The following is a 26,251-nucleotide window of genomic DNA, read 5'->3' as shown; positions in this document are numbered from 1 at the left end:
AGGGACTCAGAGTCCCTCAAAGTTCCCTTCACGGACGTGCTGCGCTGCCTACCCGCGGACGGTCTGCGTCCCGGTGTTCCAGCCCGCGACCCGCACCGACGGCGCGGACCCGTGCAGGTCGGCGGTGCGGTAGGTGGCGGTGACGGTCACCGATTCGCCTGGCCACAGGCTGACCTGGTTGTCCGTCCAGGTCACCGGCAGCACCGGCTTGCCCGCAGCGTCCACCAGGTGCGTGTCGACCATGAAGGCCGGCGTCTTGCCCGACGAGGTGTTGGTCAGCTTCACCGTGGTGACGGTGGTGCCGTCCGCGCCCGGGACTGAGGTCGCCGTGGCGGCCACCTTCGCCGCGCCCAGCTTCGACAAGCCCGTGAGGTCGGCGCTGGCCGTGGTCGGCGTGTAGTACCAGTCCGTCTTCGCCCAGTCGAGCTTGTCCTCCTTGGTGGACAGCCAATACACGTTCCGGCTGACCTCCTTGCCGGACGAGTCGGTGAGCACCAGCTTCGCCAGATACGTGGACGAGAGCCCGCTGACCGAACCGATGTCGAGCGCCTTGGCGTGCGCGCCGCCGCCGTTGACGGACAGGTCCTTGGCGGTCTTGGAGAACTTCTTCGTGCCGTCGGTGTTGTACAGCTCTGCCGTGGCGGTCAGGCCGGACGCCTTCTTGCCGGTGGAGTTGACCACCTCGGCCGACTTCGTGTCGTACGAGTACTGGATGTGCAGCGGCTCGTTCGCCTTCTGGGCCCCGAAGTACGAGCCGTTCTGGTCCATATACGCGTCGAACAGCTGCCAGTGCAGCGAGGTCCAGCCGCTGTTGAGCATCCAGTAGATGAGCCCGGTGGACGGGTTCGACTTGTCCGTGAAATTGCGGGCGTGCGATTCGAACTCCGCGCGGACGTTCTCGTACTGCGCCAGCTGTGCCTTGCGGACGAAGTCCTCGAGGCTGGTCGGCTTGCCGTACCGGGCGGCCAGTGCGTCGCCGAAGAGCTTCAGCCCGGCGAAGGTCTCCGATTCGGAGCGGTGGTACTGCGGCGCGGCGGGGTCCTTCCAGAGCGTTTCCAGCTCGGCCGGCGACATCATCCGCTTGAGCGTGTCCATCGTCGGGATGTCCGGCCCGGCGCTGGTCTCGGAGTTGAAGCTCCAGGCGCCGCCCGCGTCCTTGTGCGCCTTGTCGTACCAGTAGTTCGGCGGCACGTAGTCGTACGGGCCGTTCATCTTCATGCCGGACTTGCCCAGCTGCGGCGACGCCTTGTCCGAGGCCGCCGAGACGATGCCGGCCGGCCAGTCGGCCGCCTTCAGCGCGTCGAGGTAGCCCTTTTCGATCCGCGCGTCCGGCGCGAAGTCGCTGCCGATGTGGAAGGAGAGCACGCTCGGGTGGTCGCGCAGCCGCTCGGCCTCGGCGGTCATCGACGCCTTGGCGATCGGGTAGTCCTTCTCAGTCCACGGCTCGCCCTTCTCGTCGCCGTTGACCTGGCCTTCCCACTTGTCGCAGCATTCCCAGCCGGGCATGGTCAGCACGCCCATCCGGTCGGCGAGGTCGAAGAAGGCGTCCGGCTCGATGTGGCCTTCCAGCCGGACGGTGTTGAGGCCGAGGTTCTTGACGTAGGCGAGCTTGTCCGCCGCGCGGCCCGCGTCCCAGCGCAGCAGCAAGTCGGGGGACCAGCCGCCGCCCTTGATCATCAGCGGCTTGCCGTTGATCGTGTACTGCCGTCCGCCGCTGGAGTTCAGCGTCGCCTTGACATCGCGGATGCCGAAGCTGGAGCGGCTCGCGTCGGACGGCGTGCCGCCCACGCTCGCGGTGAGGTCGAGTTGCTGCATCGGCTGGCCGCCCAGGCCGGCCGGCCACCACACCTGCGGCTTGTGGACGCCGATCACCGGGAAGGTGACGGTCTTCTTCTCGTGCGCGGCCAGCGAAACGTCCTGGCTCACCGGACGGCCCGAGACGGTGCCTGACACCGTGGTGCGGACCGCGGCGTTCGAGTCGTTGCGGACGTCGGCCTTGACGGTGAGGTCGGCGTGGTCGAGCGCGGGCACGTTCAGTTTCGTGACGACGTGCGCGCCGCGCAGCGCGACCGGCCCGCTGTGCCGGACGACGATGTCGCGCGCCAGGCCCATGTTCTGGTCCGGCGGGGTCTGCGCCCAGTCGATCCAGCCCATCGACAGGTCGTTGTTCGGGTCGTTCGGGTAGACCTTGAACGCGACGTTGTTGACGCCCTCGTGCACCTGCGCGGTGACGTCCAGGTCGTGGTTCGTGTAGGGGCCGTTGACCTCGTCCTTGGTGGCCACCCGGGTGCCGTTGACCCAGATGTCGGCCTTCGAGAGAACCCCGCTGACGTCGAGGTAGGTCCGTTGCGACGCGTCGGCGACCTTGAGATCGGCGCGGTACCACCACGGCACCTTGAAGTCCGCGGCCGGCACGTTCTTCATGTTCGTGGAGTAGAACGGGTCGGAGTAGCGGCCGTTGGCGAGCAGCCCGGCGTACACCGTGGACTGCGAGCCGACCGGGTACCAGCCTTGGGTGTCGAAGCCCGGCTTGGACACCGCGGAGTCGTCGGGCACCTTGGCCGAGGACTGGATGAGGTAGCCGGGGATCGTCTCCTCGCCGGGCTGCGGCCCGGCCGAGGCGGCACCGGCCACCGCGGGGATCAACGCGGCGGTCAAGGCGGCGACGGCTAGCAGCCGTCCGGGGATTCTTGGCCGGCGTGGGGTCACGAGCGGTCCTCCTCGGGCTCCTGGCGGCGGCGATTGTTTGTAAACTTACTTAACGATTGCCGGTGATCGTAGCCGCCCGGGGCGTCCGGGAACAGACTTCGGCCCGGTCTTTTCGTCCGATTTTCGCCGCGGCCCGCTTCAGACCGTGCCGACGTAGTACCAGCGCCCGTCCTCGCGGACGAACCGGCTGTTCTCGTACTGCGCCTCGCCCTGGCCGCGGTAGCGGTAGTGCGCGCGGAACTCGACGGTGCCCTCGTTCTGCAGCAGCGTGCCGCCGGTGCGGCCGAGGATCTCCAGCCGGGTCCATTCCTGGGCAGGGTCGAGCCGCAGCCGCATCGGCCGGGTGTCCGGATGCCAGGTGGCGAGCAGGTACTCGGGCTCGCCGACGGCGAACGCGCAGTAGCGGGAGCGCATCAGGAGTTCGGCGGTGGGGGCGTGCTGGTCGCCGCGGTGGAACCGGCCGCAACAGGCGGCGTACGGCTCGGGCAGCCCGCACGGGCAAGGGTTGGTCACGCACTGATTCTGTCTCCAGCGCGGTCGCTGCCCGCACCCAGGCGGCGGACTGCCCGCAGCCGGCTAGCCGCGCGCCCGGCGGATCCCGGCCTTCGCGGCTTCCTGCGCACCCTTCACTGCGAGCTTGTCGGCGCGTTCGTTCTCCGGCAGCCCGGCGTGCCCCTTGACCCACAGCCATTCGACCTCGTGCCGCTGCCCGGCCTCGTCGAGGCGCTGCCACAGGTCGGCGTTCTTGACCGGCTGCTTCGCCTGGGTCTGCCAGCCGTTCTTCTTCCAGCGCGGCATCCACTGCATGACGCCGTTGCGGACATAGGTGCTGTCGGTGTAGATCTTCACCACCGCGGCGCGGGTGAGGCTCTCCAGCGCGCGGATCGGCGCCATCAACTCCATGCGGTTGTTCGTGGTGACGGCGTCCTCCGCGCCGTACAGCTCGCGCTCGTGCTTGCCGTAGCGCAACAGCGCGCCCCAGCCGCCGGGGCCGGGATTGCCGCTGCACGCGCCGTCGGTGTAGATCTCCACGGCTTGCTCCGTCTGCTCCGCCACCCGGGCGACCTTACCGTTTCGCATGGTGGGAGCCGGAATGCCATGCCGAGGCTGGCGTTGGGCTTGGCAGACGAGCGGAAGGGGCCGGAGATGACGGTGGAGTTCGCGCAAGCTTGGCGGGACTGGAAGGCCGAGCGGGAGAAGACGCTGGCCGATCCGTACGGCTGGCTGGCGCTGGTGTCGCTGGACTGGCTGGAGGACGCGCCGCGGACCTACCCCGGGCTGCCCGGGCGCTGGTGGCAGGACGCCGAAGCGGCCTACGTCGACCCGGACGGCGGCGAGCTCCGGCACGAGGGCGAGCCGCTCACCGGCGTCCGCCGGTTCGAGCTGGTGAACAGCGGGGCGGGCACCCGGGTCACCGCCGGGGCGGTGGAGATCGAGGTGGCGCGGCGGTCCGGCTACCTGATCCGCGTGCACGACCCGAAAGCGCCGGTGCTGCACGGGTTCCACGGGGTGCCGTCCTACGCGCCGGACCCCTCCTGGGTGCTGACGGGCAGGTTCGAAGCGTTCGGCGAGCCGCGGCCGACGACGGTCGGTGCGGTGGTGGAGGGCCTGTCGCACGTCTACACCGCGCCGGGTCAGGTCGTCTTCGAGCGCGACGGCGCGCAGCACACGCTGACCGCGTTCAACGGCAAGGGGAGCGGGTTCAGCATTCTTTTCACCGACGAGACCAGCGGCGTGACCACGTACGCCGCCAACCGTTCGCTGCCGGTGTCCGAACCGGACGCGGACGGCACCGTGACGCTGGACTTCAACCGTGCCGTCAACCTGCCGTGCGCGTTTACCGACTTCGCGACCTGCCCGTTGCCGCCGGCCGGGAACCACCTGCCGTTCCCGGTGGAAGCCGGGGAGAAGGTGCCGTACGAGCGGCGGGACTGACGTCGCTCCCGGCGGCCGGTGCGTACTGGGCGGACGCACCGGCCGACCGGTCACTTGATCGGGTCGGGGCGGTCGCCGGCGAGCAGCAGTTGCGGCACCTGGGTCAAGGTCCAGCCGGACCCGGCCGGGGTGAGCACCCAGACGAGATCGAACCGGTCGTCCGGCCACCGCTGGGGCGCGGGCGCGCCGAACGCGGCCGCCAGCGCCGGGATTTCCTCGTGCTGCCAGCTGATCAGCGTGGGCTCGGACCGGCGCGAGACCTCCGCGGCGAGCTGGGACTCGCTGCCTTTCGCGTAGGTCGTGTCGAGCTGCTTGCCCAGTCGCTCGGCCAGCGGCGTCGCGGTCTCGCGCGGCCGGGTGCCCTCGCCGCCGCTCCCGCCCGCGGCGTAAACGGCGGTCGGGCGCGCCAAGCCGTCGCGGAGCGCGCCGGTCGACGGGTCGAACAGTTCGACCAGCGCGCCGGCCCGGGTCCAGCCGCGGACGGTGAGCGAATGCGAGTCGGCGTTGCCGTTCACGTCGATGCCCTGCGGCCCGCCGGAGCCGTCCGGCTTTTCGCCGTGCCGGATGATCATCACCCGCGCGCCCGGCGCCGGCGCGGCGGCGGCCCGGGCCCCCTGGCCGGACGCGCAGCCGGCCACGAAGAGCGCCGCACCGCCCGCCGCGCCGCCGAGCAGTGTCCGCCGCGACCACACCTGACCTGTCATGCCGTCTCCCGAATCCGAAGTTGACCTTCGTGTGTCGTACCGGCTCCGGCCGCTCCCGGCAATACTCCGCGCGCGAGGACGGCCGAATTCCCCTCACAAAGTCGGGGATGTTCCGTAGCATCCCGGTCGACCGGGACGAAACGAACGGAAAGCAGGGCGGATGGCAGCGGCACACGGGCAGTTGATGCTCCGGCTCGTCCCCGAGGAATTTCTGGCCGCCGGCGACGCCGCCGTGCCGGAATTCGCACCCGGTCTGTATGCCGTGATCACCGTCGAGGTGCCGCCGGACGCGGAAGTGGACGAGGCGTACCTGAACCGGTCGATCGACGATTCGCTGGGCACCCCGCTGGAACAGGCGGAACGGAATCTGGCCGCGCTACCGGTCGAGCGGCACGAAATCGTGCACATCGCCGACGGCGGCGCGTTCCACCTGCTGTCCGGGGAATCCGGTTCCATTGCCAGCCAAGTGCTCGTTTTCGACCAGCTCTATCGGAAACTGACCGGAAAGGAAGTGCCAGCCGGGGGTTTGGTGTGCGCCATTCCCACTGACCGGCATGTGCTGTTCTTCCCGCAGGAAGAGGGGTCCTACGGCACGCTCACCGGGGTGGCCGAACGCGCGGCGGGGTTGTTCACCCAAGGGCCGCGCGAACTGTCGCCGCACGTTTACCTGTGGCAGCGCGGAGAAATGACCCAGTTGACGGTTCAGCAGGGCGACGAGATCCGCTTCCGGCCGTCCGCCGAGGTAGCCGCTGACGCGACGGACGGCCCGCTGGTCGACGACCCGTCAGTGCCGCCGGATCCGCACAATTTCGTGTTCGTGACCCGGGTGCTGGGATCGGCCGCCCTGGACTACGGCGCCCTCCTGCTCTCCGGGATGCAGAAGGGAAACCAGACCCCCAACGAATTCCTGGCGAAGGGCTGGGCGGATATCGGCGGCTACCTGCCAGCCGAGCTGCGCCGGCCGCTGGACGTCCCGCATGGCCGGCTGGCGGAAATCGCCGGGCACGAACTGCTTCTGGTCGCTTTCGCCGGTGTGATCGAACCCGCCGAATCCTATTTCGCGGCCGTCGTGCTCCCCGCCGGCTCGTCCGTCTGCCGCTTCTTCACGCTGGCGAACGACGGCGGGGGCGACGGGCGGACAGCGCTGCTGGGGGAGTGGCTGGCGAGCGGCTACGTGCCTCGGCAGGAACAGGTGCCGGTGGACGAGAACGCTTTCCTGCAAGGAATCGCGGACGTCTTGGCCCCGCCGAAACGCCGGGGACTGTTTCGCCGGCGGCGGTGACGGTCTGGCGGCGTCCGCGGGCGGCAGCCAATCGCGGCCTGGTTCGGGGAGTGCCTCCGTCCCGACGTCGAGCTCGCCGCGCGCGTGCCGGGAGAACTCGCCCCGCTTCACCCCGATCGCGCGAGAGAGCCCGGCGTACTCGACGCGGCTCATCGCGCGGCCGCGGGCTGACCAGCTGAGCGTCCAGACCGAGCCATGCCAACCGCGCGCGGCCTCGACCGATCCGGTAAGCCGAGCAAGCACGGATTCCCGCTTTGTCGCGCGCTCGTTCTCGGCCTCGGCGAACGCGGCGAGACCGTCCTCGACGTCGATCGGCAACGCACTGGCGCGCGCCGAACGCGCCGCTGGTTTGTCCGTGAAGGGCCCCTTGAGGGACTTGGATTCCCTCAAGGGGCCCTTCACGGACAGACCGCAAAACTGGCCGCCCAGGCATCCACGGTCAGCCGTCTTCCGGCGAAAGTGCAGGTAACGCCCGCGCCGGGCGCATCGCCGAATGGCGTTTTAAAGCGTTCTCGATCTCGCTGGCGACGGATGGCCGGTTGTGTAGGACGGCGGGCACCCGGCGGTTGCCGCCGAAGGCGGCGAGCATCGCCCAAGATGCCCGCGCTGGTGGTGTAGTGCTTCGGCCAGCCGCAGCACTACACCACGTCCCAGGCTTTTCGCGGGGCGGCAGAGTCCGGACGAGTCCATGGCCGCTTTCCACTGGACTGTTCCGGCCTCGGGCTCACCAGCCGCGTTCGCGCCACTCCTTGAGCTTCGGCCGCTCCGCGCCCAGCGTCGAATCGTCGCCGTGGCCCGGGTAGAACCACGTCTCGTCCGGCAGCACGTCGAAGATCCGTGCCTCGACGTCGTCCAGCAGCGAGGCGAAGTCTTCCGGCGACGCGGTCTTGCCGACCCCGCCCGGGAACAGCGAATCGCCGGTGAACAGGTGCGGCGGGCCGGACGGGTCGCGGTAGAGCAGCGCGATCGAGCCCGGCGTGTGGCCGCGCAGGTGGATCACTTCCAGCGTCGCCTCGCCGACCTTCAGCGTGTCACCGTTTTCGACGAGGAAGTCCGGCGGGATGGGCAGCGGGCCGGCGTCGAGCGGGTGCGCGGCGGTGTTCGCGCCGTTCGCCCCGGCGACCGCGCCGAGCGCCTGCCAGTGGTCGCCGTGCTGGTGCGTCGTCACGACGGTGCGCAGCGCGGGCCGGTCCGGGCCGTGGCCGATCAGGTCGGAGATGCGATCCGGGTCGTTGGCGGCGTCGATGAGCAGCGCCTCGTTCTGCGCGCGGCAGACGAGCAGGTACGCGTTGTTGTCCATCGGGCCAACGGAGAGCTTGGTGATGGTGAGCCCGGGCAGCGTGCGCCGGGCGGCGTCGCCGCCCGGTTCGACGTGTCCGGTGTAGGTGTCGGCGATGTTCACGAGTCCCCACGGTAGCCGGGCCGTCCAGCGCGCCGCAGTTCGCGTGCGCCGTTTTTGTCGGTGCCGGCTGTCAAGATGTCCGCATGCCTTCCTGGAGCGACCCGCTCGTCAAGCTCGCGCGCGAGAACCTGCCGCCGGACGTGGCCGAGGCGTGGGAAACGGTGTACCGGCCCGCGGTGCGGCTGACCACGGGCGGCGCCGGCGCGCGCGCCGGGCAGCTCGGCGGGAGCCCGGAGCTGCCTGCCGGCGCGGAATGGCCGAGGTGGCGAGGCGAGCTGCCGATGAACTTCGTCGCCTCGGTCGATTGCGCGGCGCTGCCGCGAGTCCCGGGCGGGATCGAGCTGCCCGCCGGCGGGTCGTTGCTGTTCTTTTACTGCGACGACTGGTTCGAGGCCGAAGGCCCGGTCGATCTGACGTCTCTCGGGGCGGTGCTCGGCGTCCCGGCCGGCGCCGAGACCGCCGAACGCACCGCACCGGAGGGCGTCGAGGCTTATCCGAGGCTGGACCTGTCCGCGAACGTCACCGGCACCTTCCCGGGTTCCGAACACGAGGTGCTGCGCCGCACGCTGGCCCGCGACGGGCGCCCGCTCACCGACCCGGACAACTGGTCGGAGGAGTTCTTCGACCTCCTCCGGGAGTCCGCGGTCGCGCCGTATCACCAGATCGGGGGCTGCTCGTGGCCGGTCCAGGGCCCACCGGAAGACGAGGTCGCCCTCGCGGTCCTGCCGGACGGATCCGAAGACTCGGCCTACGCCGACGAAGCGCTCCGCTGGGTCCTGCTCGCCCAGATCGACAGCGACGGCGACGCGGGCATGACGTGGGGCGACGTCGGCATCCTGTACTGGCTGATCCGCGACGACGACCTCGCCGCGGGCCGCTTCGACCGGGTCCGGTGCGTCATGCAGAGCGGCTGAGCGTCAGCGGCGATCCGCCGCGGCCGTGCCGCCGTGCGGCGGGGCCCGCCCGGTTCCCGTTCGCCGCCGTTCCCGGCGGCGGCTCCGCGGAAAACGCCGCTCGCCGGCCGGTTTCCCGGGCCGCGCACCGGGGCCGGACGGCCTCGGCGCACCTGTATCGTGGAGCTGGGACCGCCCGCGCACCCGCTCCGCCGCGCGGGGCCGCAGACAGCGCCCCGGCGACCCGCCGCAGGCCGCTTCCCCCGGCCTCCGGAGAGCGGAAAAGCCCAGGCAGAATACGTGCGGTCCGGTTTTTGTCGGTGGTCGTCCCTACCCTGGGCGCACCTGTCGGAACCGGATCCCCGGCGGGCCACCGAGCAGAACAAGGGAAGGGACGTAGGCGTGGCTGATCGCCTCGTTGTTCGCGGAGCGCGCGAGCACAATCTCCGCGGAGTCGATCTCGACCTGCCGCGCGACAGCATGATCGTGTTCACCGGCCTGTCCGGGTCGGGCAAGTCGAGTCTCGCGTTCGACACGATCTTCGCCGAGGGGCAGCGCCGGTACGTGGAATCGCTGTCGGCGTATGCCCGGCAGTTCCTCGGGCAGATGGACAAGCCCGACGTCGACTTCATCGAGGGCCTCTCTCCCGCGGTGTCGATCGACCAGAAGTCCACCTCGCGCAACCCGCGCTCGACGGTCGGCACCATCACCGAGGTCTACGACTACCTGCGGCTGCTCTACGCCCGCGCGGGCAAGGCGCACTGCCCGACGTGCGGCGAGGCGATCAGCAAGCAGACGCCGCAGCAGATCGTCGACCAGGTGCTCGCGATGGCCGAGGGCACCCGGTTCCAGGTGCTCGCGCCGGTCGTGCGCGGGCGCAAGGGCGAATACCTCGACCTGTTCCAGAATCTGCAGCAGCAGGGCTACGCGCGCGTGGTCGTCGACGGCACGGTGCACCCGCTCACCGACCCGCCGAAGCTGAAGAAGCAGGAAAAGCACCAGATCGGCGTGGTCATCGACCGGCTCGCGGTCAAGACGAGCGCGCGGCCGCGGCTCACCGACTCGGTGGAGACCGCGCTGCGGCTGGCCGACGGCCTGGTCGAGCTGGAGTTCGTCGATCTGGAGGAGCACGACCCGCACCGGGTGCGCGGCTTCTCCGAGAACCTCGCCTGCCCCAACGGCCACCCGCTGGCGATCGAGGACCTCGAGCCGCGCTCGTTCTCGTTCAACTCTCCCTACGGCGCGTGCCCGGAATGCACCGGCATCGGTATCCGCAAGGAGGTCGACCCGGAGCTCGTGGTGCCGGACGACGAGCTGTCGCTGGCCGACGGAGCGATCGCGCCGTGGGCGGGCGGCCAGAGCGCCGACTATTTCCTGCGGCTGCTGGAATCGCTGTCCGAGGCGATCGGCTTCCGGATGGACACGCCGTGGCGGCGGCTGCCGGCGAAGGTGCAGAAGGCGGTGCTGCACGGCATCGACGAGCAGGTGCACGTCCGCTACCGCAACCGGTACGGCCGGCAGCGCTCGTACTACGCGGCCTTCGAGGGCGTCATCCCGTTCCTGGAGCGGCGCCTGGAGCAGACCGACTCGGAGTACATGCGCGAGCGGTACGAGGGCTACATGCGCGAGGTCCCGTGCCCGGCCTGCCAGGGCACCCGGCTCAAGCCGGAGATCCTCGCGGTCACGCTCGAGCACGCGACGCAGGGCGACCGGTCGATCGCCGAAGTCTGCGCGCTGTCCATCGCGGAGGCGTCGGCGTTCCTGGACGAGCTGGTGCTCGGGCCGCGCGAGGCGATGATCGCCGGCGCGGTGCTGAAGGAGATCCAGGCCCGGCTGCGCTTCCTGCTCGACGTCGGCCTCACCTACCTGTCGCTGGACCGCGCGTCCGGCACCCTGTCCGGCGGCGAGGCGCAGCGGATCCGGCTGGCCACCCAGATCGGCTCCGGCCTGGTCGGCGTGCTGTACGTGCTGGACGAGCCGTCGATCGGCCTGCACCAGCGGGACAACCACCGGCTGATCGAGACGCTCACCCGGCTGCGCAACCTGGGCAACACGCTGATCGTCGTCGAGCACGACGAGGACACCATCCGGGCCAGCGACTGGGTGGTCGACATCGGCCCGGGCGCGGGCGAGCACGGCGGCCACATCGTGCACAGCGGCCCGTACAAGAAGCTCCTGAAGAGCAAGGACTCGATCACCGGCGCGTACCTGTCCGGGCGCCGCCGCATCGAGATCCCGGCGATCCGGCGGCCGGTCGACAAGAAGCGGCAGCTGACCGTGGTCGGCGCGCGCGAGCACAACCTGCGCGGCATCGACGTGTCATTCCCGCTCGGCTGCCTGGTGTCGGTCACCGGGGTGTCCGGATCGGGCAAGTCGACCCTGGTCAACGACATCCTGGCGCAGGTGCTGGCGAACAAGCTGAACGGCGCGCGCCAGGTCCCCGGCCGGCACACCCGGATCAACGGGCTCGGCAACGTGGACAAGCTGGTCCGCGTCGACCAGTCGCCGATCGGCCGCACCCCGCGCTCGAACGCGGCCACCTACACCGGCGTGTGGGACCACGTGCGCAAACTGTTCGCGGCGACCACCGAAGCGAAGGTCCGCGGCTACCAGCAGGGCCGGTTCTCGTTCAACGTCAAGGGCGGCCGCTGCGAAGCGTGCGCCGGCGACGGCACAATCAAGATCGAGATGAACTTCCTGCCGGACGTCTACGTCCCGTGCGAGGTGTGCAAGGGCGCCCGGTACAACCGGGAGACGCTCGAAGTGCACTACAAGGGCAAGACGGTGTCCGACGTGCTGGACATGCCGATCGAGGAGGCCGCCGAGTTCTTCGAGCCGATCAAGGCGATCCACCGCCACCTGCAGACCCTGGTCGACGTCGGCCTCGGCTACGTCCGACTGGGCCAGCCGGCCCCGACCCTGTCCGGTGGCGAGGCGCAGCGCGTGAAGCTGGCGAGCGAACTGCAGAAGCGCTCCACCGGCAAGACCGTCTACATCCTCGACGAGCCGACCACCGGACTGCACTTCGAGGACATCAGCAAGCTGATCGGCGTGATCAACGGCTTGGTGGACAAGGGCAACACGGTGATCGTCATCGAGCACAACCTCGACGTCATCAAGACCTCCGACTGGGTTGTCGACATGGGCCCCGAAGGCGGGTCCGGCGGAGGCACGGTGATCGCCGAAGGCACGCCGGAAGACGTGGCGGCGACCGAGGGCAGCTACACCGGGGAGTTCCTGGCGGAGGTACTGAAGCAGGGCTGAGCGGGGGCGGTGCGGCGGGATGGCCCGGCCGGGCCGCGGCCCTGATCCCCGGCGCGACAGCGGCCCCGAGAGACGTACGGCTCGAAGCTGGCGGTCGCCGGGTCAGCCCTTCCCGGTCGTGCGTTCCACCACCGCCGACAGCGGGCCGTATGCCAGCGCCCGAAGCCGGAAAGCCGAGCCCTGCTCGCCAGGCAGGAGCGACAGGGCGCACTGGGTCGCGTTCGGGTCGGTGACCTCCACCGGTGCGAAGTCCGAGGTGCCGGGCCGGCGGATCTCCAGCAGGAATCCGGCCTCGTCCGTCGAATGGTCGGTCCAGGAGAACTGGACATTCTGGTCCGCGGCGGCCGTCGCGGCGAGGTCGCCGGGGGCGGAGCCGGCCTGTCCGACAGCGACCGGGGCCGCGGTGCCGGGGTGCCGGGCGTGCGGTGCGCCGACGGTCGTGACCGTGGAGACCGGGCCGGTGAAGGAGCGTACGCGGTAGTAGAACGGCGTTTCCGGGATCAGGTTCGGGTGCGTGTACGACGTTTGGCCGGGCGGGAGGTACTGCAGCGCGGTCCACGGGCCCTCGGCGGCATTCGCGTATTCGAGCAGGTAGCCCGCCGCGGCCGGGTCGGTCGGCCAGTGCAGGACGACGTCGGTCGGAGTCGTGAGGGTCGCGGTGAATGCCGGGGCAGCCGGCGGACGCGGGGCTGCTGACGTGCCACAGCTCGTGGCGAAGACCAGCGTCGCCGAAGCGAGCGCGGCGAAGGCCAGCGAAGCCGGGCGACGAGGTGAAACGGGCACAGCGAGCCTCCGGACAGTCCAGGCGGCGGCGTACCCAGGGTGCGGGCCAGCATAGGAACAGCTGCCGAAGATCGACAAGCGGCTGTCCCGGTGAACGGCAGCCGGCGCGGCTTGCCGCGATCCCGGCCACGGCGGAGGCTGGAAGCCACCGGCGGGAGGGGGAAGCACCATGAGCGGCTTGTACCAGTTCCGGAGCGTCTGGTGGCTGCCCGAAACTTCGCCGACGCGGGTGTTCGATGCGATCGTCGACCTCGAGTCCTACCCCCGCTGGTGGCCGGACGTCCGGTCGGTCCGCCAGCTCACTCCCGACACCGCGCAGGTGGTCTGCCAGTCCCGTCTGCCGTACCGGATCGTCGTCGCGATGCGGCGGGAAGTGGAAGACCTGGCCTCCGGGCGGGTCCGGGTCCGGTTGAGCGGCGACCTGGACGGGACGCTCGCCGGATCGCTCCTGCCCGAGGCAGGCGGGACCCGGCTGGAAATCGTCCAGGAAGTCAGTGCGCGGAAAGCGTTGCTGCGCCGGCTTGACGCGGTCGCCCGGCCGTTCTTCCGCGCCAACCACGCATGGATGATGCGCCGGGGACAGCACGGGCTGGCGGCCTACCTCGCGAAGTAGGGGCCAGCCCCGTCGAGCAGACCAGCTGGGCTGCTCGACGGGGCTGAACGGGCGGTCCGGACCGTTCACCGCGCGGCCGCTGCAGACGCCTGGCTACCGGGCCGGATCGGGTTGTCCGGCAGGGGCTTCGGCAGCTGGGGAAGGGGCAGCGGGCACGGATCGGCGGCTCAACGCGACTGCCGCGATGACCGCGGCGAGGGCGGTCAGTCCGGCGCTGTAGCCGTAGGCGACCCGGAAGCCGGAGGCCAGTGCCTCCTTCTCCGCGGCACCGGCGGCGAGCAGGTCAGTCGTGCGTGTCGCGGCCACCGCGGCCAGCAATGCGGTGCCGATCGCTCCGCCGACCTGCTGCGTGGTCGTGATCATCCCGGACGTCACGCCCGAATCGCTGGAGGTCGCGTGGGACATCGCCAGCCCCATCAAAGCCGGGATCGCCATCCCCGCACCCGCGCCCATCAGCACCAGCGACGGGAGGACGTGCAAGGCGTAGCCACCGCCGGTCTGGACTTGGGTCAGGTACAGGAACGCGGCCGAGGTGGTCACCAGACCGGTCACGAGCACCGCGCGCGGCGAGAAGCGGGTGTTGAGCCAGTTCGCCAGGCCCAGCGAGAAGGTCGCGATCACGACCGGAGTCGGCACGAAGGCGAAACCCGTTGTCAGCGCGTCGAAACCGAGCACTTGCTGCAGATACAGCGCGGTGACGAACTGGAAGCCGAGGAATCCGGCGACCATCACGACCATGGTCAGGTTCGCACCGCTGATCGCGCGGATCCGGAACAGGCGCAGCGGCAGCAGCGGGGTCTTGGTTCGCGCCTGGCGGAGAACGAACGCTGCCAGCAGCGCCGCGGCCAACGCGAGGGCGCCGATCGTCCGGAACGACCAGCCTGCGTCGCCGGTCTGCACGATGCCCAGCACCAGCAGCATGATCCCGCCGGTGACCAGGAGCGCGCCGAGCACGTCGACACCGGTGCGCAGGCCCAGCCCCTGGTCCGACGCGATGACCAACGGGGTCAGGAGCAGCGCCGCGACGCCGATCGGCAGGTTGAGGTAGAAGGTCCAGTGCCAGTCGAGGCCCTGGGTCAGCGCGCCGCCGGCGACCAAGCCGATCGACGCGCCCGCGGCCTGGGTGAAGCTGTACACGCCGAGCGCGCGGATTCGGGCGCGCGGTTCCGGATAGAGCGTCACGATCATGCCCAGGACGACCGCGGACGCGAGTGCGCCGCCCACGCCCTGCGCGAACCGTGCGATGACCAGGGTGGCGGCGTTCGGGGAGAGGCCGGCGGCCAGCGATGCCGCGGTGAACACGACGACGCCGGTCAGGAACACCCGGCGGCGGCCGGCCAGGTCGCCGAGGCGGCCGGAGAACAGGAGCAGGCCGCCGAAGGCGACGAGGTAGGCGTTGACCACCCAGGCGAGCCCGGGCGCGCTGAAGCCGAGGTCGGTTTTGATCACCGGCAGGGCGACCGCGACGATGGAGCTGTCGAGCACCACCATCAGCGAGGCGGCGGACAGCACCGCGAGCGCCGCGCCCCGATGCCGGGCAGTTTCGGGCATTACCGGTCCTCCAGATCACGTAATGAGCGAGTTTGCGCTGGTCGTGGCCAGTGCATCTCTTGTAACAGTGCTCATCATGTGTGACCATGGAGCGGTGCGGAAGGAGGCACTTTCATGTCCCAGGGGAACACCGCTGTGACCGACCAGGCCACGGACTTCGACCCGGCGAAATTCGCCGTGTGCACGGTGATGGAGGTCGTGAACCGGATCAGCGGCAAGTGGGTGATCGGGATCCTGCTGGAGGCGACGCGCGGGCCGGTGCGGTTCACCGAGCTGGAGCGGGCGGTGCCGGGCATCAGCCGCCGGATGCTCACGCTCACCTTGCGCAACCTGGAACGCGACGGCCTGCTGCACCGCACGGTGTATCCGACGGTCCCGCCGCGGGTCGAGTACGAGGCGACCGCGATGGCGCGCGAGCTGTACGACTCGCTGTCCGGGCTGGTCGACTGGGCGGAGCGGCACCGCGAGGCGATCGCGGTGTCCCGGCAGGACTACGACGGGCGCGGTGCGTGCGACGTCGCGAAGGCGCCGAAATCCGGCGAGTGAACGAAAACCGGCCCCCGTCCAAGAGAACGGGGGCCGGGAAAAGGCGACGAACAGGCGCCGTGTCCATGCGCACGGGGGACGCGCATGGACACGGCGCCTTGATCGGTCCGCACCCGGAGGGAAGGGGGCCGGGCGCGGACCGGCTCAGGCGCCCGCCGGGACCGGCTGTGCGGGTTCGACGGGTTCGGCGGCGGCGCCGTGGTTCTCGTCGAGCAGGGTCGCTTCGTCGAACGGGGCGTTGCCGGCGAACACCTGCTGCGCCCGGTCGCGGTCGAATTCCTTCATCCACGATCCGATCAGGACAGTCGCGACCGCGTTGCCGGCGAAGTTCGTCAGTGCGCGGGCCTCGGACATGAACCGGTCGATGCCCAGGATGAAGCCGACGCCGTCGACCAGGTCCGGCCGGTGCGACTGCAGCCCGCTGGCCAGGGTCGCGATGCCGGCGCCGCTGACGCCCGCCGCGCCCTTCGACGCGATGACCATGAACAGCAGCAAGGTGATCTGCTCGCCGAGCGCGAGCGGCTGGTCCTGCGCGGTGGCGATGAACAGCGTCGCCATGGTCAGGTAGATCGCGGTGCCGTCGAGGTTGAACGAGTAGCCGGTGGGCACCGTGATGCCGACGACCGGCTTGCTGACGCCCAGGTGCTCCATCTTCGCGATCAGCCGCGGCAGCGCCGATTCCGAGGACGAGGTGGAGAGGATCAGCAGGAATTCGCGGCCCAGATAGCCCATCAGCCGGAAGATGTTGACCCGCGCGCCGAGCCACAGCACCGCGCCGAGGACGCCGAACACGAACAGCAGGCAGGTGACGTAGAACCCGAGCATGATCACCAGCAGGCTGCGCAGCGCGCCCCAGCCGGTGGCGCCGACCACCGCGGCGATCGCGCCGAACGCGCCGACCGGGGCGGCCCACATGATCATCGCCAGCACCCGGAACACCAGTCGCTGGATGTGCTCGATGCCGCGCAGGATCGGCTCGCCGCGCTTGCCGAGCTTCTGCAGCGCGAACCCGCACAGCAGAGCGATCAGCAGCGTCTGCAGGACCTGGCCTTCGGTGAAGGCGGACACGAACGTCTTCGGGATGATGCCGAGCAGGAAGTCGGTGGTGCCTTCGCCGCCCTTGGCCTGCTGGTGCACCTTCGACACGTCGGCCGGGTTGAGGTGCAGGCCGCTGCCCGGGTGCAGCAGGTTGCCGACGACCAGGCCGATCGCCAGCGCGAACGTCGACATCACGATGAAGTAGACCAGCGCGGTGATGCCGACCTTGCCGACCTTCGCCGCCTTCGCGACCGAGCCGATGCCCAGCACGATGGTGCAGAAGATGATCGGGGAGATCATCATCTTGATGAGATTGACGAAACCGGTGCCCAGAGGGGCGAGGTTCTTGCCGACGGACGGCCAGATGAGGCCGACCGCGACGCCGAGCACGACGGCGACGATGACGGCAAGGTAGAGATAGCGGGTGCGGTCGCGCTTGGGCGCGGCTGCCCCGGGGGTCGGTGTCGGCACCGTTGCCTCCAGCTCGGGTGGTGGGAACGCCGGTCACTATGCGGGGCGGATATGACCGGCGTCACCGTTGTGTTCATTGAGTTCGCGGCCCGTGATGCGTCCGTTGTGGACGCCGGGCCGCGGTGCCGGCGTACCGCCGGACCCGCGGATGTGCTGGTATGGGCGGGTGCCCCCGACACCTCGGATCCGGACGAGCCACTGGAGCCTGGCCCGTCAGCTGCTGGTGCTGCAGCTGGCGATCCTGCTCGTGCTCGTCGCCGGCGGGATCACTATCGCCTATCTGGACGCGCGGCGCACCACGACCAACCGGGCCAGCGAGCAGTCGCTGGCGGTGGCGCACGCGATCGCGGACGCCCCGGACATCGCCCGGGCGGTCGCGACCCCGGATCCCACCGCGACGCTGCAGCCGTATGCGCAGCAGGTGCTGGCCGACACCCGGGTGGACTTCGTGACGATCATGTCCCCGCAAGGGATCCGGTACACCCATCCGAACCCGGCGCTGATCGGCCGGCGGTTCCTCGGGCACATCGAAGCCGCGCAGCAGGGCGGCGTGGTCACCGAGACCTACACCGGTTCGCTCGGCCCGTCGGTGCGCGCGGTGGTGCCGGTGTTCGGCGCGCAGCACCGGGTGGTCGCGCTGGTCGCGGTGGGCATCACGATCGCGGCGATCTCGGCCGAACTGCAGGACCGGGTCTGGCCGTTGCTCGGCGTGGCCGCTGCGGTGCTGCTGGTGGGCGGCTGCGGCGGCTGGCTCGTGAGCGCCCGGCTGAAGCGGCAGACCCGCGGGATCGCGCCGGCCGAGCTGAGCAATCTGTTCGAGTATCACGAAGCCGTGCTGCATTCGGTGCGCGAGGGCGTGCTGCTGGTCGGCCGGGACGGTCGCGTCGGCTTGTGCAACGACGGCGCGCGCACGCTGCTCGGTCTGAGCGGCGACCCGGTCGGCAAGCAGCTGGCCGAGCTGGGACTTTCGGCGGAGCTGACGGCGGCGTTCACCGCGCCGGAGAACCGCACCGAAGAACTGCATCTCACCGATTCGCGGGTGCTGGTCGTGAGCACCACGCTCGTCCGGTCCGGCAGCCGCGCGCAGGGGACGGTGGTGATTCTTCGCGACCACACCGAACTTCAGACGCTCACCGGGGAGCTGACCACCGCGCGCAGTCTCGCCGAAGCCTTGCGGTCGCAGGCACACGAGGCGGCGAACCGGTTGCACACGGTGGTGTCCCTGGTGGAGCTGGGCCGTCCCGAGGACGCCGTGGAGTTCGCGACCGCGGAGCTCGCCTTGGCACAGGAATTGACCGACCGGGTGATGAGCGCGGTCTCCGAACCGGTGCTCGCCGCGTTGCTGCTGGGCAAGGCCGCGGAGGCGAGCGAGCGCGGCGTGGAGCTGACCATCACGCCGGACACGATGATCGACGACCTCGGCCCCGGCGTCGCCAGCCGCGACCTGGTGACCATCCTCGGCAACCTGATCGACAACGGAATCGACGCGGTGGTCCGCGGATCCGGAGTGCGGCCGTCCGTGGTGGTGACCGCGCGGTCCGAAGAGGACGGTCTGCTGCTGCGGGTCGCGGACAACGGGCCGGGCGTGCCGGAGGAAGCGGTTGGGGAGATGTTCCGGCGGGGCTGGTCCACGAAGGCCGGGGACGAACACGGCCTCGGCCTCGCCCTGGTCGTCCAGGCGGTGCGGCGGTACGGCGGCACGATCGACGTGGGACGGGACGGCGGGGCGGTGTTCACCGTGCGGTTGCCCAGGCAGGAGGTGGCGGCGTGATCCGGGTGCTGGTGGTGGAAGACGAGCCGGTGGCGGCCGACGCGCATCGGCTGTACGTCGAGCGGATGCCCGGCTTCGAGGTCGCCGGCGTCGTGCATTCCGGCGGCGAGGCGCTGCGGTTCTGCGAACGCGAGCCGGTCGACCTCGTCCTGCTGGATTTCTACCTGCCGGACACGCATGGCCTCGCGGTGTGCCGTTCGCTGCGCGCGGCCGGGCTGCCGATCGACGTCATCGCGGTGACCTCCGCCCGCGACCTCGCTCTGGTGAAGGCCGCGGTGTCGGTTGGCGTGGTGCAGTACCTGCTGAAGCCGTTCACGTTCGCTTCGCTGCGGGACAAGCTGGAGCGTTACGCGTCGTTCCGCGAGGCGTCCGGCGAGGTCACCGGACAGGCGGAGATCGACCGCGCGCTCGGCACGCTGCGGACCACCGAGGCCGCGCCGCTGCCGAAGGGGATGAGCGCGGAAACGCTGGATGCGATCACGGAGGCGCTCGCCGGGGCCGGGGAGGGGTTGTCGGCCGGGGGCGCGGCGAGTGCGATCGGGGCGTCTCGGGTCACCGCGCGGCGGTACCTGGAGTACTTGGCGGACAACGGGATGGCCCAGCGGGAGCCGAGGTACGGGCAGGTCGGGCGGCCGGAAGTGTGGTACCGGCTGCGGACTGACCGGGCCTGACCGGAGCCGTCAGCGTTCGGTGCGGGAGCGGTAAGCGGGTGCCCCGAGAGTGGTTCTCAGCAAGGCGACCACTACTCGAGGGGAACCGAAATGACACGCAAGATCGCACTCGTGACCGGCGGCGGCAAGGGCATCGGCCGAGCGGTCGCCGCCCGGCTGGCGCACGATGGCGCGCTGGTCGTGGTGCACTACGGCAGCGACGAGGCCGCCGCGAAGGAGACTGTCGCGGCGATCGAAGCGGACGGCGGGCAGGCGTTCGCGGTGCAGGGGACGCTCGGCGTGGACGGGGACGCCGAGATGCTGTCCGCCAAGGTCGAAGCCGGGCTGCGGGAGCGGACCGGCGAGTTCGTGCTCGACATTCTGGTGAACAACGCGGCCACCGGCGCCGGTTCGATCGCCACGGCGACGCCGGGGGAGTTCGACCGGGTGTTCGCGGTCAACGTCAAGGCGCCCTTCTTCCTGGTGCAGCACCTGCTTCCAGTACTGCGCGACGGCGGGCGGATCGTCAACATCTCCTCGGCGGACACGCGCATCGCGCTGCCGTTCGAATTGGCGTACAGCATGACCAAGGGCGCGCTGGACGTGTTCACCCGCAGCCTGGCGCAGGAACTCGGCCGCCGGGGGATCACGGTGAACGCGGTCGCACCCGGCCCGACGCCGACCGATCGCACCGCGTTCATGTTCGCCGACGAGCGGATGCGCGCCGGGACGGCGGCCGCCGCGGCGCTGGGCCGGATCGCGGATCCGAGCGACATCGCCGACGTGGTGGCGTTCCTGGCCTCGGCGGACTCGCGGTGGGTCACCGGCCAGGTCGTCGACGCGACCGGCGGCACCTTCCTCGGCCCGCGGGAGGTGACCACCTCCATATAACGCCCTATACGGCGGGCCGGAAGCAGGCGACTGCCCGGCCCGCCGTATAGGGATCAGCGGGGACGGCCCGGAACACCCGGCCGGGTCTGCCACGGATGCGGCCCGTCCAGCGGCCGGTACTCGACGCCGAGCGCGTCCAGCCGCGGCAGGTGGTGGTCGCGCAGCCGGGGCAGGAATTCCGCGTAGTCGCGCGGCCCGCTGCTCCACGCGACCTCGGCGAAGGCGGACAGTCGCGGGAACGCCGCGTAATCGGTCCGGCGCACCGTGTCCAGGTGCTCGGACCACAGCTGCGCCTGGATCCCGCGCACCTGCGGGCCGGGCTCCGCCTCGAAACCGTAGAAGTGTTCCAGGTCCTGGAGATAGCCGACCGGGATCGGTTCGTCCGGGTGGTCGCTTTGCCGGTGGTCGAGGTACACCCCGTCCTCGGGGCAGAGCACCACCTCGTGTCCGTCCTTCACCGCCAGCTCCGCCCGCTCCCGGTCCTGCCACACGCCGATCAGCATCGCCGGCAAGCCGCCGCTGTCGAGGACCTCGTCCCAGCCCATCGGGATCCGGCCGCGCTCGGCGACGTGGGCCGCGATCTCCCGGACGAACCGGTGGTGCGCCTCGGTGGCACCGGGCACCTCGTCTCCGCCCAGCGCGATCACCGGGGACGGGAAAATGTCGAGCACGTGGTCGAAGACCTCGCGGAAGAAGTCCAGAGTGGACTCCGACGGGTCCAGAAGAGACGTGCTGATGCCCCAGGAAGTCCATACCTCCCAAGGATGTTCGCTGGCCGGACCCAGTGCCGGATAGGCGGCGATGGCGGCCCGTGCGTGTCCGGGAACGTCCACTTCGGGCACGACGGTGACTGACCGGGCGGCGGCGTACGCGACGATCTCGCGCAGATCCGCCACCCGGTAGTACCCGCCGTGCGGACGGCCGTCGCGTTCCGGGCCGTCGTGCCTGCCGACCATGGACGACTTCCGCCAGCCGCCTACCGACGTCAGCCGCGGGTACCGCGGCACCTCGATGCGCCAGCCCTGGTCGTCGGTCAGGTGCAGGTTCAGCACGTTCATCTTGTGCGCCGCCAGCAGGTCGACGAACCGCAGCACCTCGGCCTTCGTCCGGAAGTTCCGGGCCACGTCGTACAGGCAGCCGCGCCAGCCGAACCGCGGGTAGTCCTCGATCGCGCCGCACGGCAGCTCGGCCGGTGCATTGTGGACGGACGCGGCACGGAACGCGTCCGGACCCGCGAGCTGGCGCAGCGTCTGCCGGCCGTAGAACTCGCCGGCGGAGTCGGCCGCGTCGAGCGTGACGCCGTCCGGCGCGATCCGCAGCCGGTAGCCCTCGGCGGGCAGGTCGGCCGCGGTCCGCACGTGCACCGGCGAGGGCCACCGGCAGGTCCCCGGCTCCGGCGTCGCGGACACCGGACGGGGGAGGAGAGTGTCGAATCCGGGCATGGTCATCCCTTCACCGCCCCGGCCGTCCCGCCGACGAGCCGCCGTTGCACCAGCACGAAAAACACCAGCACCGGGATCGTCATCAGGGTGGACGAGGCCATCACGGCGCCCCAGTCGGTGTCCTCCGGTTTGAAGAACACCAGGATCGCCTGCGGCAGAGTCTGGTTTTCGGTCTTGGAGATGATGAACGTCTTGGCGAACAGGAAGTCGTTCCACGCGTGGATGAACGCGAGCACGCTCACCGCGACCAGTCCGGGCGCGACGAGCGGGAACAGGATCCGCCAGGTGAACCGCATCCGCGACGCACCGTCCAACGTGGCCGCTTCCTCCAGTTCGGCCGGCACCGCGGCGACGAACCCGCGCAGCATCCAGATCGCGAACGGCAGGCTGAACGCCAGGTGCACCAGCACCAGCGAGCCGAGTTCGTTCAGACCGAACGCCGGCGCGACGCCGCCGACCGACCGCATCAGGAAGAACAGCGGGATGGTCAGCGCTTCCACCGGGACCATCTGCGCCACCAGCAGCATCACCAGCAGCACGCCGCGGCCGCGGAACCGGAACCGGGTCAGCGCCACCGCGGACAGGAACGACAGCAGCAGCGACAGCGCCACGACCGCGAGCGCGACCACGAGACTGTTCAGGAAGTATCGGCCGAACCCGGAAATCGTGAGCACCCGCCGGAAACTGTCCAGCGAAGGCGCGAATGTCCACGGCCTCGGGTTCGCGCTCTGGATCTCGCCGGCCGGTTTGAACGCCGAGAGCACCATCCAGTACAGCGGGAACGCCACGAAACCGGCGATCACCACGGTGACGATCTCGGCCACGAGCCGCCCGGGGCGGCGCACTTTCACAGCCATGCGGAACTCCGGCGCTGGGACCGGACGTAGAGCCCGGTGATCGACAGCAGCAGCACGGTCATCACGACTCCGATCGCCGAGCCGAGCCCGTACTCCTGCCCGGCGAACGCCTGCTGGTAGGCGTAGACGTTGAGCACCAGGTTGCGCCCGGCCACGCCGCCGCCGTTGGTCATCACGTAGATCTGCGTGAACACCTTGAAATCCCAGATGATCGACTGCACGGTGGCGATGGTCAGCAGCGGCCGCACCGTCGGCAGCACGATCGACCAGGTGCTGCGCCACGCGGAGGCGCCGTCCAGCGAGGCCGCTTCGAGCGTCTCCTTCGGCACCGCGCTGATCCCGGCGTACATGGTGACCAGCACGAACGGGAACGAGCACCAGATCACCTCGGCGGCCACCAGCCCGAACGCGCCGAACGTGCCGAAGGTCCAGGAATGGTGCGCCATCCCGGTGAACCCGACGCCCGAGAGCACCTCGTTGACCAGGCCGAAATCGGTGTCGAACAGGAACAGCCAGACGTAGGACCCGGCGATCGCCGGGGTCGCCCACGCGCCGAGCGCGGCCAGGAACAGCAAGGTGCGCGGCAACGCGCGGACCCGGGTCGCCAGCACCGCCAGCGCGGTGCCGACGACCAGGCTGCCGAGCACGCAGGCCGCCGCGAACCCGACCGTCTTGCTGAGCACGGTCCAGAACTCGGCGTCGGCGAGCAGGGTGGCGTAGTTGTCCAGGCCGAGGAACACCAGCGGGGCCACGCCGGACGCCTGCGGCTGGCCGTAGTCGTACAGCGAGATCAGCACGAGCTGGTAGATCGGGTACACCAGGAGCGCGGCGAGCAGGATCCCGGCCGGCAGCAGGTACCAGAGGGCCGCGCGACCGTCCCGGCGGACACTCGCGGAAGGCGCAGTACGCACCGATACCACGGTCAGCCGAAGTTCTTGTTCATCGCCGCGACGGCGTCGGCCAGTGCGCCGTCGACGTCCTTGCCGCCGGTGGCGATCTGCTGCACCGCGGTGGGCAGGACGTTCTGGCTGTCGATCTTCGACCACGCCGGGGTGGCCGGAACGAACTTCGTGCCCGCGGCGAGGGTGTCCACGAACGCCTTCAGCGTCGGGTCGTTCGCGGCCACCTTCTTCTGCACCGAGGCGAGCGTGGGCAGGTTGCCCATCGCGGTGTACATCTTCTCCTGGTACTTCTGCCCGGCCAGCAGTTCGGCGAACTGCACGGCGAGACCGCGGCGCTGGCTGGCGCCGAACACGCCGAGCAGGTTGCCGCCGGCGAACGCGGGCGCGATCGAATTCGGCGTGGTGCCCGGGATCGGCACGATCGCGTACTTGCCCTTCACCGTGCCTTGCTCGACCGCCTTGCGGTTGAAGTCGCCGCCGATCGCCATCCCGGCCTTGCCGCCGGCGAACGCGGTGATGCTCTGCGTGCCGGTGAGGTTCGCGCACGCGGCGGGCGGGCAGCTGTCGTCCTTGATCAGGTTCGCGTACGCGGCGACGCCCGCCCTGGCCTGCGGCGAGTCCATAGTGGACTTCCACTTGCCGTTGTCCTGCTTCGCGATCTCGCCGCCGTTGGCCCAGACGAACGGGAGCATCGCGTAGGTGAACTTGCCGCCGGTCGCGATGCCGTACAGATCCGGCTTGGCGGCGCGGATCTTGTGCGCCGCCTCGGTCAGTTCGGCCAGCGTCGCCGGCGGCTTCAGGCCGAGTTCGGCGAAGACGTCGGTGCGGTAGTACAACGCGCGGATGCCGGTGAACCAGGGGATGCCGTAGGTCTTGCCGTCCGCCTTCGCGGTGTCCAGGACGGAGGGGAGGAGGTCTTTGCCGTCGGACCAGTTCGCCAGGTCCTTGCCGAGGTCGGACAGTGCGCCGGTCTGCGCGTAGCTGGCCACGTCGGTGTTGCCGAATTCGGCCACGTCGGGAGCGTTGGAGGGATCGTTGAAAGCGCCGGAGAATTTGTTCGCACGGTCTTCGACCGCGACCCATTGCACGTCGACTCTGACGCCGGAATGGTGTGCTTCGAATTCGGTGATCGCCTCTTTGACCGCTGCTTCTTTCGGCGCGCGGTTCGCCTCGTCGAACAGCCAGACCCGGAGTGTGCCGGACGTCTGGTCGCCGCCGGCGGCGGCTGGGCCGGACTGGGCGGGCGCGCACGAGGCGAGCAGCGCAAGCGCGGCGGCGGCGGGCAGGACAGAACGCAGCTTCATCGGTGGCTCCTGTCGCGAGAAACCGGTCGGGGACCGGGAGGCGGGACTGTGCGGCGGGCCAGTCCCGGGTGTGCTCAGACGAAGAAGAATGCTCAGACGAAGAAGACGGAGTTGACGTTGGGAACGGCGAGCGAGCCGGCGCTCTTGCCGGGCAGTCCGGTCGCCGGGTCGCGCGGCAGCCAGGTGACCGTGCCGGACTTCTGGTTGGACACGTAGAACCACTTCTCGTCCGCGTCCAGCACGAGGTGGCGCGGCCAGTTGCCGCCGCACGCCGCCGAGGACGCCAGCTTCAGCGCGGCACCGCCGTCGGCGACGGTGAACGTGGCGATCGTGTTGGGGCCGCGGACGGTGGCGTAGACGAACTTCCCGTCCTTCGACACGGCGATCTCGCCCGGGAACAGGTCGCCGGTGCTGCCCGCCGGGACGGCCGGGACGACCGCGATCGGCTTGAACGCGCCGGTGGCCGCGTCCCAGCTGGCGACGGTGATTTCCGGGCGAAGTTCCTGTGCCACATAGGCGAATTGACCGTTCGGGTGGAACGCGAGATGTCGCGGTCCAGCTCCGGCGGGAAGGGTGATCTGCTTGTGCAGCTTAAGCTTTCCGTTGCCGGTGTCGAACGAGTAGACGTACACCGAGTCGGTGCCGAGGTCCACCGCGAGCACCCATTTGCCGGACGGGTCGGTGAGCACCTGGTGCGCGTGCGGTTCCTTGCCCTGGTGCTGCTGGACGTCGGTGGCCGCGCCCAGCTTGCCGCCGGACTTGATCGGGAGCACCACGACGCTGCCCGAGTCGTAATTGGCGGCCAGCACGTACTTCTGACTCGGGTGCACGGAAAGGTGTGTCGGCGAGCCGCCCTTGGAGGACGTCGCGCCGAGCAGCTTCGGGTTCGCCGGGTCGGAGATGTCCAACGCGGACACCGTGCCGGTCGCGCTGCCTTCGTTTTCGTTGGTGACGTAGAGGGTCCGGCCGTCGCTGGTGCGGTCGAACCACGAGACGTCGGTCAGCTTGCCGACGGTGTGCGGCTGGGTGAGCGCCGGGCTGCCAGCCGCCCGCTGGGCGACGTCGAGGCCGTGCCCGGCCGGCGCGCTGTTGGTGTAGCTGCCGACGTACACCGTGCTGGCCGCGCGCGGCCGGGACGCCGCCGAGGCGAGCGGTGTGCCCACCAAGGCGGCGGCCCCGGCCGCGCCGACTGCGCCGATGAACGTGCGACGGGATAGTGCGGTCATCGAATAACCCCCGGTGC

Annotated in this window: 22 protein-coding genes; 9 read left to right on the top strand and 13 right to left on the bottom strand. The window is 70.2% G+C overall.

What is annotated here, in order from left to right; genetic code table 11:
* Window positions 1–48 precede the first annotated feature (48 nt).
* From AMYBE_RS0115910 to rnhA, 3 genes are all read right to left on the bottom strand, one after another.
* The gene (locus AMYBE_RS0115910) at window positions 49–2,709 is read right to left on the bottom strand and encodes a glycoside hydrolase family 2 protein (RefSeq protein WP_027927695.1); all 2,661 of its coding nucleotides are present in this window, start codon (window positions 2,707–2,709) and stop codon (window positions 49–51) included.
* A 138-nt stretch (window positions 2,710–2,847) separates the two neighbouring features.
* Window positions 2,848–3,222, bottom strand: a complete 375-nt coding sequence (locus AMYBE_RS0115905) for a YchJ family protein (protein ID WP_020660383.1) — start codon at window positions 3,220–3,222, stop codon at window positions 2,848–2,850.
* Between the two features lie 63 nt (window positions 3,223–3,285).
* Entirely contained in the window at window positions 3,286–3,789 is a 504-nt protein-coding gene (gene rnhA / locus AMYBE_RS0115900) for a ribonuclease HI (RefSeq protein WP_051124714.1), read from the bottom strand.
* A 66-nt stretch (window positions 3,790–3,855) separates the two neighbouring features.
* On the opposite strand from rnhA, the gene AMYBE_RS0115895 reads away from it, so the two are divergent.
* On the top strand, window positions 3,856–4,644 hold the full coding sequence (locus AMYBE_RS0115895; RefSeq protein WP_020660381.1) for a DUF1684 domain-containing protein: 789 nt from the start codon (window positions 3,856–3,858) through the stop codon (window positions 4,642–4,644).
* A 50-nt stretch (window positions 4,645–4,694) separates the two neighbouring features.
* Here AMYBE_RS0115895 and AMYBE_RS41765 read toward each other — a convergent pair whose 3' ends face one another.
* Window positions 4,695–5,348, bottom strand: coding sequence for a hypothetical protein (locus AMYBE_RS41765; protein ID WP_020660380.1), 654 nt, complete (start codon window positions 5,346–5,348; stop codon window positions 4,695–4,697).
* A 160-nt stretch (window positions 5,349–5,508) separates the two neighbouring features.
* On the opposite strand from AMYBE_RS41765, the gene AMYBE_RS0115885 reads away from it, so the two are divergent.
* On the top strand, window positions 5,509–6,630 hold the full coding sequence (locus AMYBE_RS0115885) for a hypothetical protein (RefSeq protein WP_020660379.1): 1,122 nt from the start codon (window positions 5,509–5,511) through the stop codon (window positions 6,628–6,630).
* Window positions 6,631–7,354: 724 nt separating this feature from the next.
* On the opposite strand, the gene AMYBE_RS0115880 is transcribed toward AMYBE_RS0115885, so the two are convergent.
* A complete protein-coding gene (locus AMYBE_RS0115880; protein WP_020660378.1) occupies window positions 7,355–8,032 on the bottom strand; it encodes an MBL fold metallo-hydrolase in 678 nt (225 codons plus the stop codon).
* 83 nt (window positions 8,033–8,115) lie between these two features.
* On the opposite strand from AMYBE_RS0115880, the gene AMYBE_RS0115875 reads away from it, so the two are divergent.
* Together AMYBE_RS0115875 and uvrA are read left to right on the top strand one after the other, a co-directional pair.
* On the top strand, window positions 8,116–8,946 hold the full coding sequence (locus AMYBE_RS0115875; RefSeq protein WP_020660377.1) for a YwqG family protein: 831 nt from the start codon (window positions 8,116–8,118) through the stop codon (window positions 8,944–8,946).
* A 381-nt stretch (window positions 8,947–9,327) separates the two neighbouring features.
* A complete protein-coding gene (gene uvrA / locus AMYBE_RS0115870) occupies window positions 9,328–12,189 on the top strand; it encodes an excinuclease ABC subunit UvrA (RefSeq protein WP_020660376.1) in 2,862 nt (953 codons plus the stop codon).
* Between the two features lie 102 nt (window positions 12,190–12,291).
* Here the strand turns inward: uvrA and AMYBE_RS0115865 are convergent, their stop codons facing one another.
* A complete protein-coding gene (locus AMYBE_RS0115865; protein WP_020660375.1) occupies window positions 12,292–12,972 on the bottom strand; it encodes a fibronectin type III domain-containing protein in 681 nt (226 codons plus the stop codon).
* A gap of 169 nt (window positions 12,973–13,141) precedes the next feature.
* Between AMYBE_RS0115865 and AMYBE_RS0115860 the strand changes: the two genes are divergently transcribed.
* Complete coding sequence (locus tag AMYBE_RS0115860) at window positions 13,142–13,585, top strand: SRPBCC family protein (protein WP_020660374.1); 444 nt, start codon at window positions 13,142–13,144, stop codon at window positions 13,583–13,585.
* 93 nt (window positions 13,586–13,678) lie between these two features.
* On the opposite strand, the gene AMYBE_RS0115855 is transcribed toward AMYBE_RS0115860, so the two are convergent.
* Window positions 13,679–15,136: an MFS transporter gene (locus AMYBE_RS0115855; protein WP_020660373.1), complete on the bottom strand. Its 1,458-nt coding sequence runs from the start codon at window positions 15,134–15,136 to the stop codon at window positions 13,679–13,681.
* A gap of 114 nt (window positions 15,137–15,250) precedes the next feature.
* On the opposite strand from AMYBE_RS0115855, the gene AMYBE_RS0115850 reads away from it, so the two are divergent.
* Window positions 15,251–15,682 (top strand): winged helix-turn-helix transcriptional regulator, encoded by a 432-nt coding sequence (locus AMYBE_RS0115850; protein ID WP_020660372.1) that lies wholly within the window; start codon window positions 15,251–15,253, stop codon window positions 15,680–15,682.
* 144 nt (window positions 15,683–15,826) lie between these two features.
* On the opposite strand, the gene AMYBE_RS0115845 is transcribed toward AMYBE_RS0115850, so the two are convergent.
* The gene (locus tag AMYBE_RS0115845; protein ID WP_020660371.1) at window positions 15,827–17,191 is read right to left on the bottom strand and encodes a C4-dicarboxylate transporter DctA; all 1,365 of its coding nucleotides are present in this window, start codon (window positions 17,189–17,191) and stop codon (window positions 15,827–15,829) included.
* 148 nt (window positions 17,192–17,339) lie between these two features.
* Here AMYBE_RS0115845 and AMYBE_RS0115840 point away from each other — a divergent pair, with 148 nt between their 5' ends.
* From AMYBE_RS0115840 to AMYBE_RS0115830, 3 genes are all read left to right on the top strand, one after another.
* Window positions 17,340–18,962, top strand: a complete 1,623-nt coding sequence (locus tag AMYBE_RS0115840) for a sensor histidine kinase (RefSeq protein WP_051124712.1) — start codon at window positions 17,340–17,342, stop codon at window positions 18,960–18,962.
* On the top strand, window positions 18,959–19,633 hold the full coding sequence (locus AMYBE_RS0115835; RefSeq protein ID WP_020660369.1) for a response regulator: 675 nt from the start codon (window positions 18,959–18,961) through the stop codon (window positions 19,631–19,633). Before AMYBE_RS0115840 ends, AMYBE_RS0115835 begins: the two co-directional genes overlap by 4 nt.
* Window positions 19,634–19,723: 90 nt before the next feature.
* Window positions 19,724–20,503: an SDR family NAD(P)-dependent oxidoreductase gene (locus tag AMYBE_RS0115830; protein ID WP_020660368.1), complete on the top strand. Its 780-nt coding sequence runs from the start codon at window positions 19,724–19,726 to the stop codon at window positions 20,501–20,503.
* Between the two features lie 53 nt (window positions 20,504–20,556).
* On the opposite strand, the gene AMYBE_RS0115825 is transcribed toward AMYBE_RS0115830, so the two are convergent.
* The 5 genes from AMYBE_RS0115825 to AMYBE_RS0115805 form a co-directional block, all read right to left on the bottom strand.
* Window positions 20,557–21,945 carry a beta-N-acetylhexosaminidase gene (locus AMYBE_RS0115825; protein WP_027927690.1) on the bottom strand — a complete coding sequence of 463 codons (1,389 nt, stop codon included), beginning with the start codon at window positions 21,943–21,945 and terminating at the stop codon, window positions 20,557–20,559.
* Window positions 21,946–21,947: 2 nt separating this feature from the next.
* A complete protein-coding gene (locus tag AMYBE_RS0115820; RefSeq protein WP_020660366.1) occupies window positions 21,948–22,802 on the bottom strand; it encodes a carbohydrate ABC transporter permease in 855 nt (284 codons plus the stop codon).
* A complete protein-coding gene (locus AMYBE_RS0115815) occupies window positions 22,793–23,722 on the bottom strand; it encodes a carbohydrate ABC transporter permease (RefSeq protein WP_027927689.1) in 930 nt (309 codons plus the stop codon). The genes AMYBE_RS0115820 and AMYBE_RS0115815 overlap by 10 nt, the downstream gene beginning before the upstream one ends.
* A gap of 2 nt (window positions 23,723–23,724) precedes the next feature.
* Entirely contained in the window at window positions 23,725–25,008 is a 1,284-nt protein-coding gene (locus tag AMYBE_RS0115810; RefSeq protein ID WP_020660364.1) for an extracellular solute-binding protein, read from the bottom strand.
* Window positions 25,009–25,100: 92 nt separating this feature from the next.
* Complete coding sequence (locus AMYBE_RS0115805) at window positions 25,101–26,234, bottom strand: lactonase family protein (protein ID WP_020660363.1); 1,134 nt, start codon at window positions 26,232–26,234, stop codon at window positions 25,101–25,103.
* Window positions 26,235–26,251: the final 17 nt, after the last annotated feature.

Origin of the sequence: Amycolatopsis benzoatilytica AK 16/65 (assembly GCF_000383915.1) — a bacterium.
GTDB lineage: Bacteria > Actinomycetota > Actinomycetes > Mycobacteriales > Pseudonocardiaceae > Amycolatopsis > Amycolatopsis benzoatilytica.
This window is presented reverse-complemented; position numbering and strand designations above follow the sequence as displayed.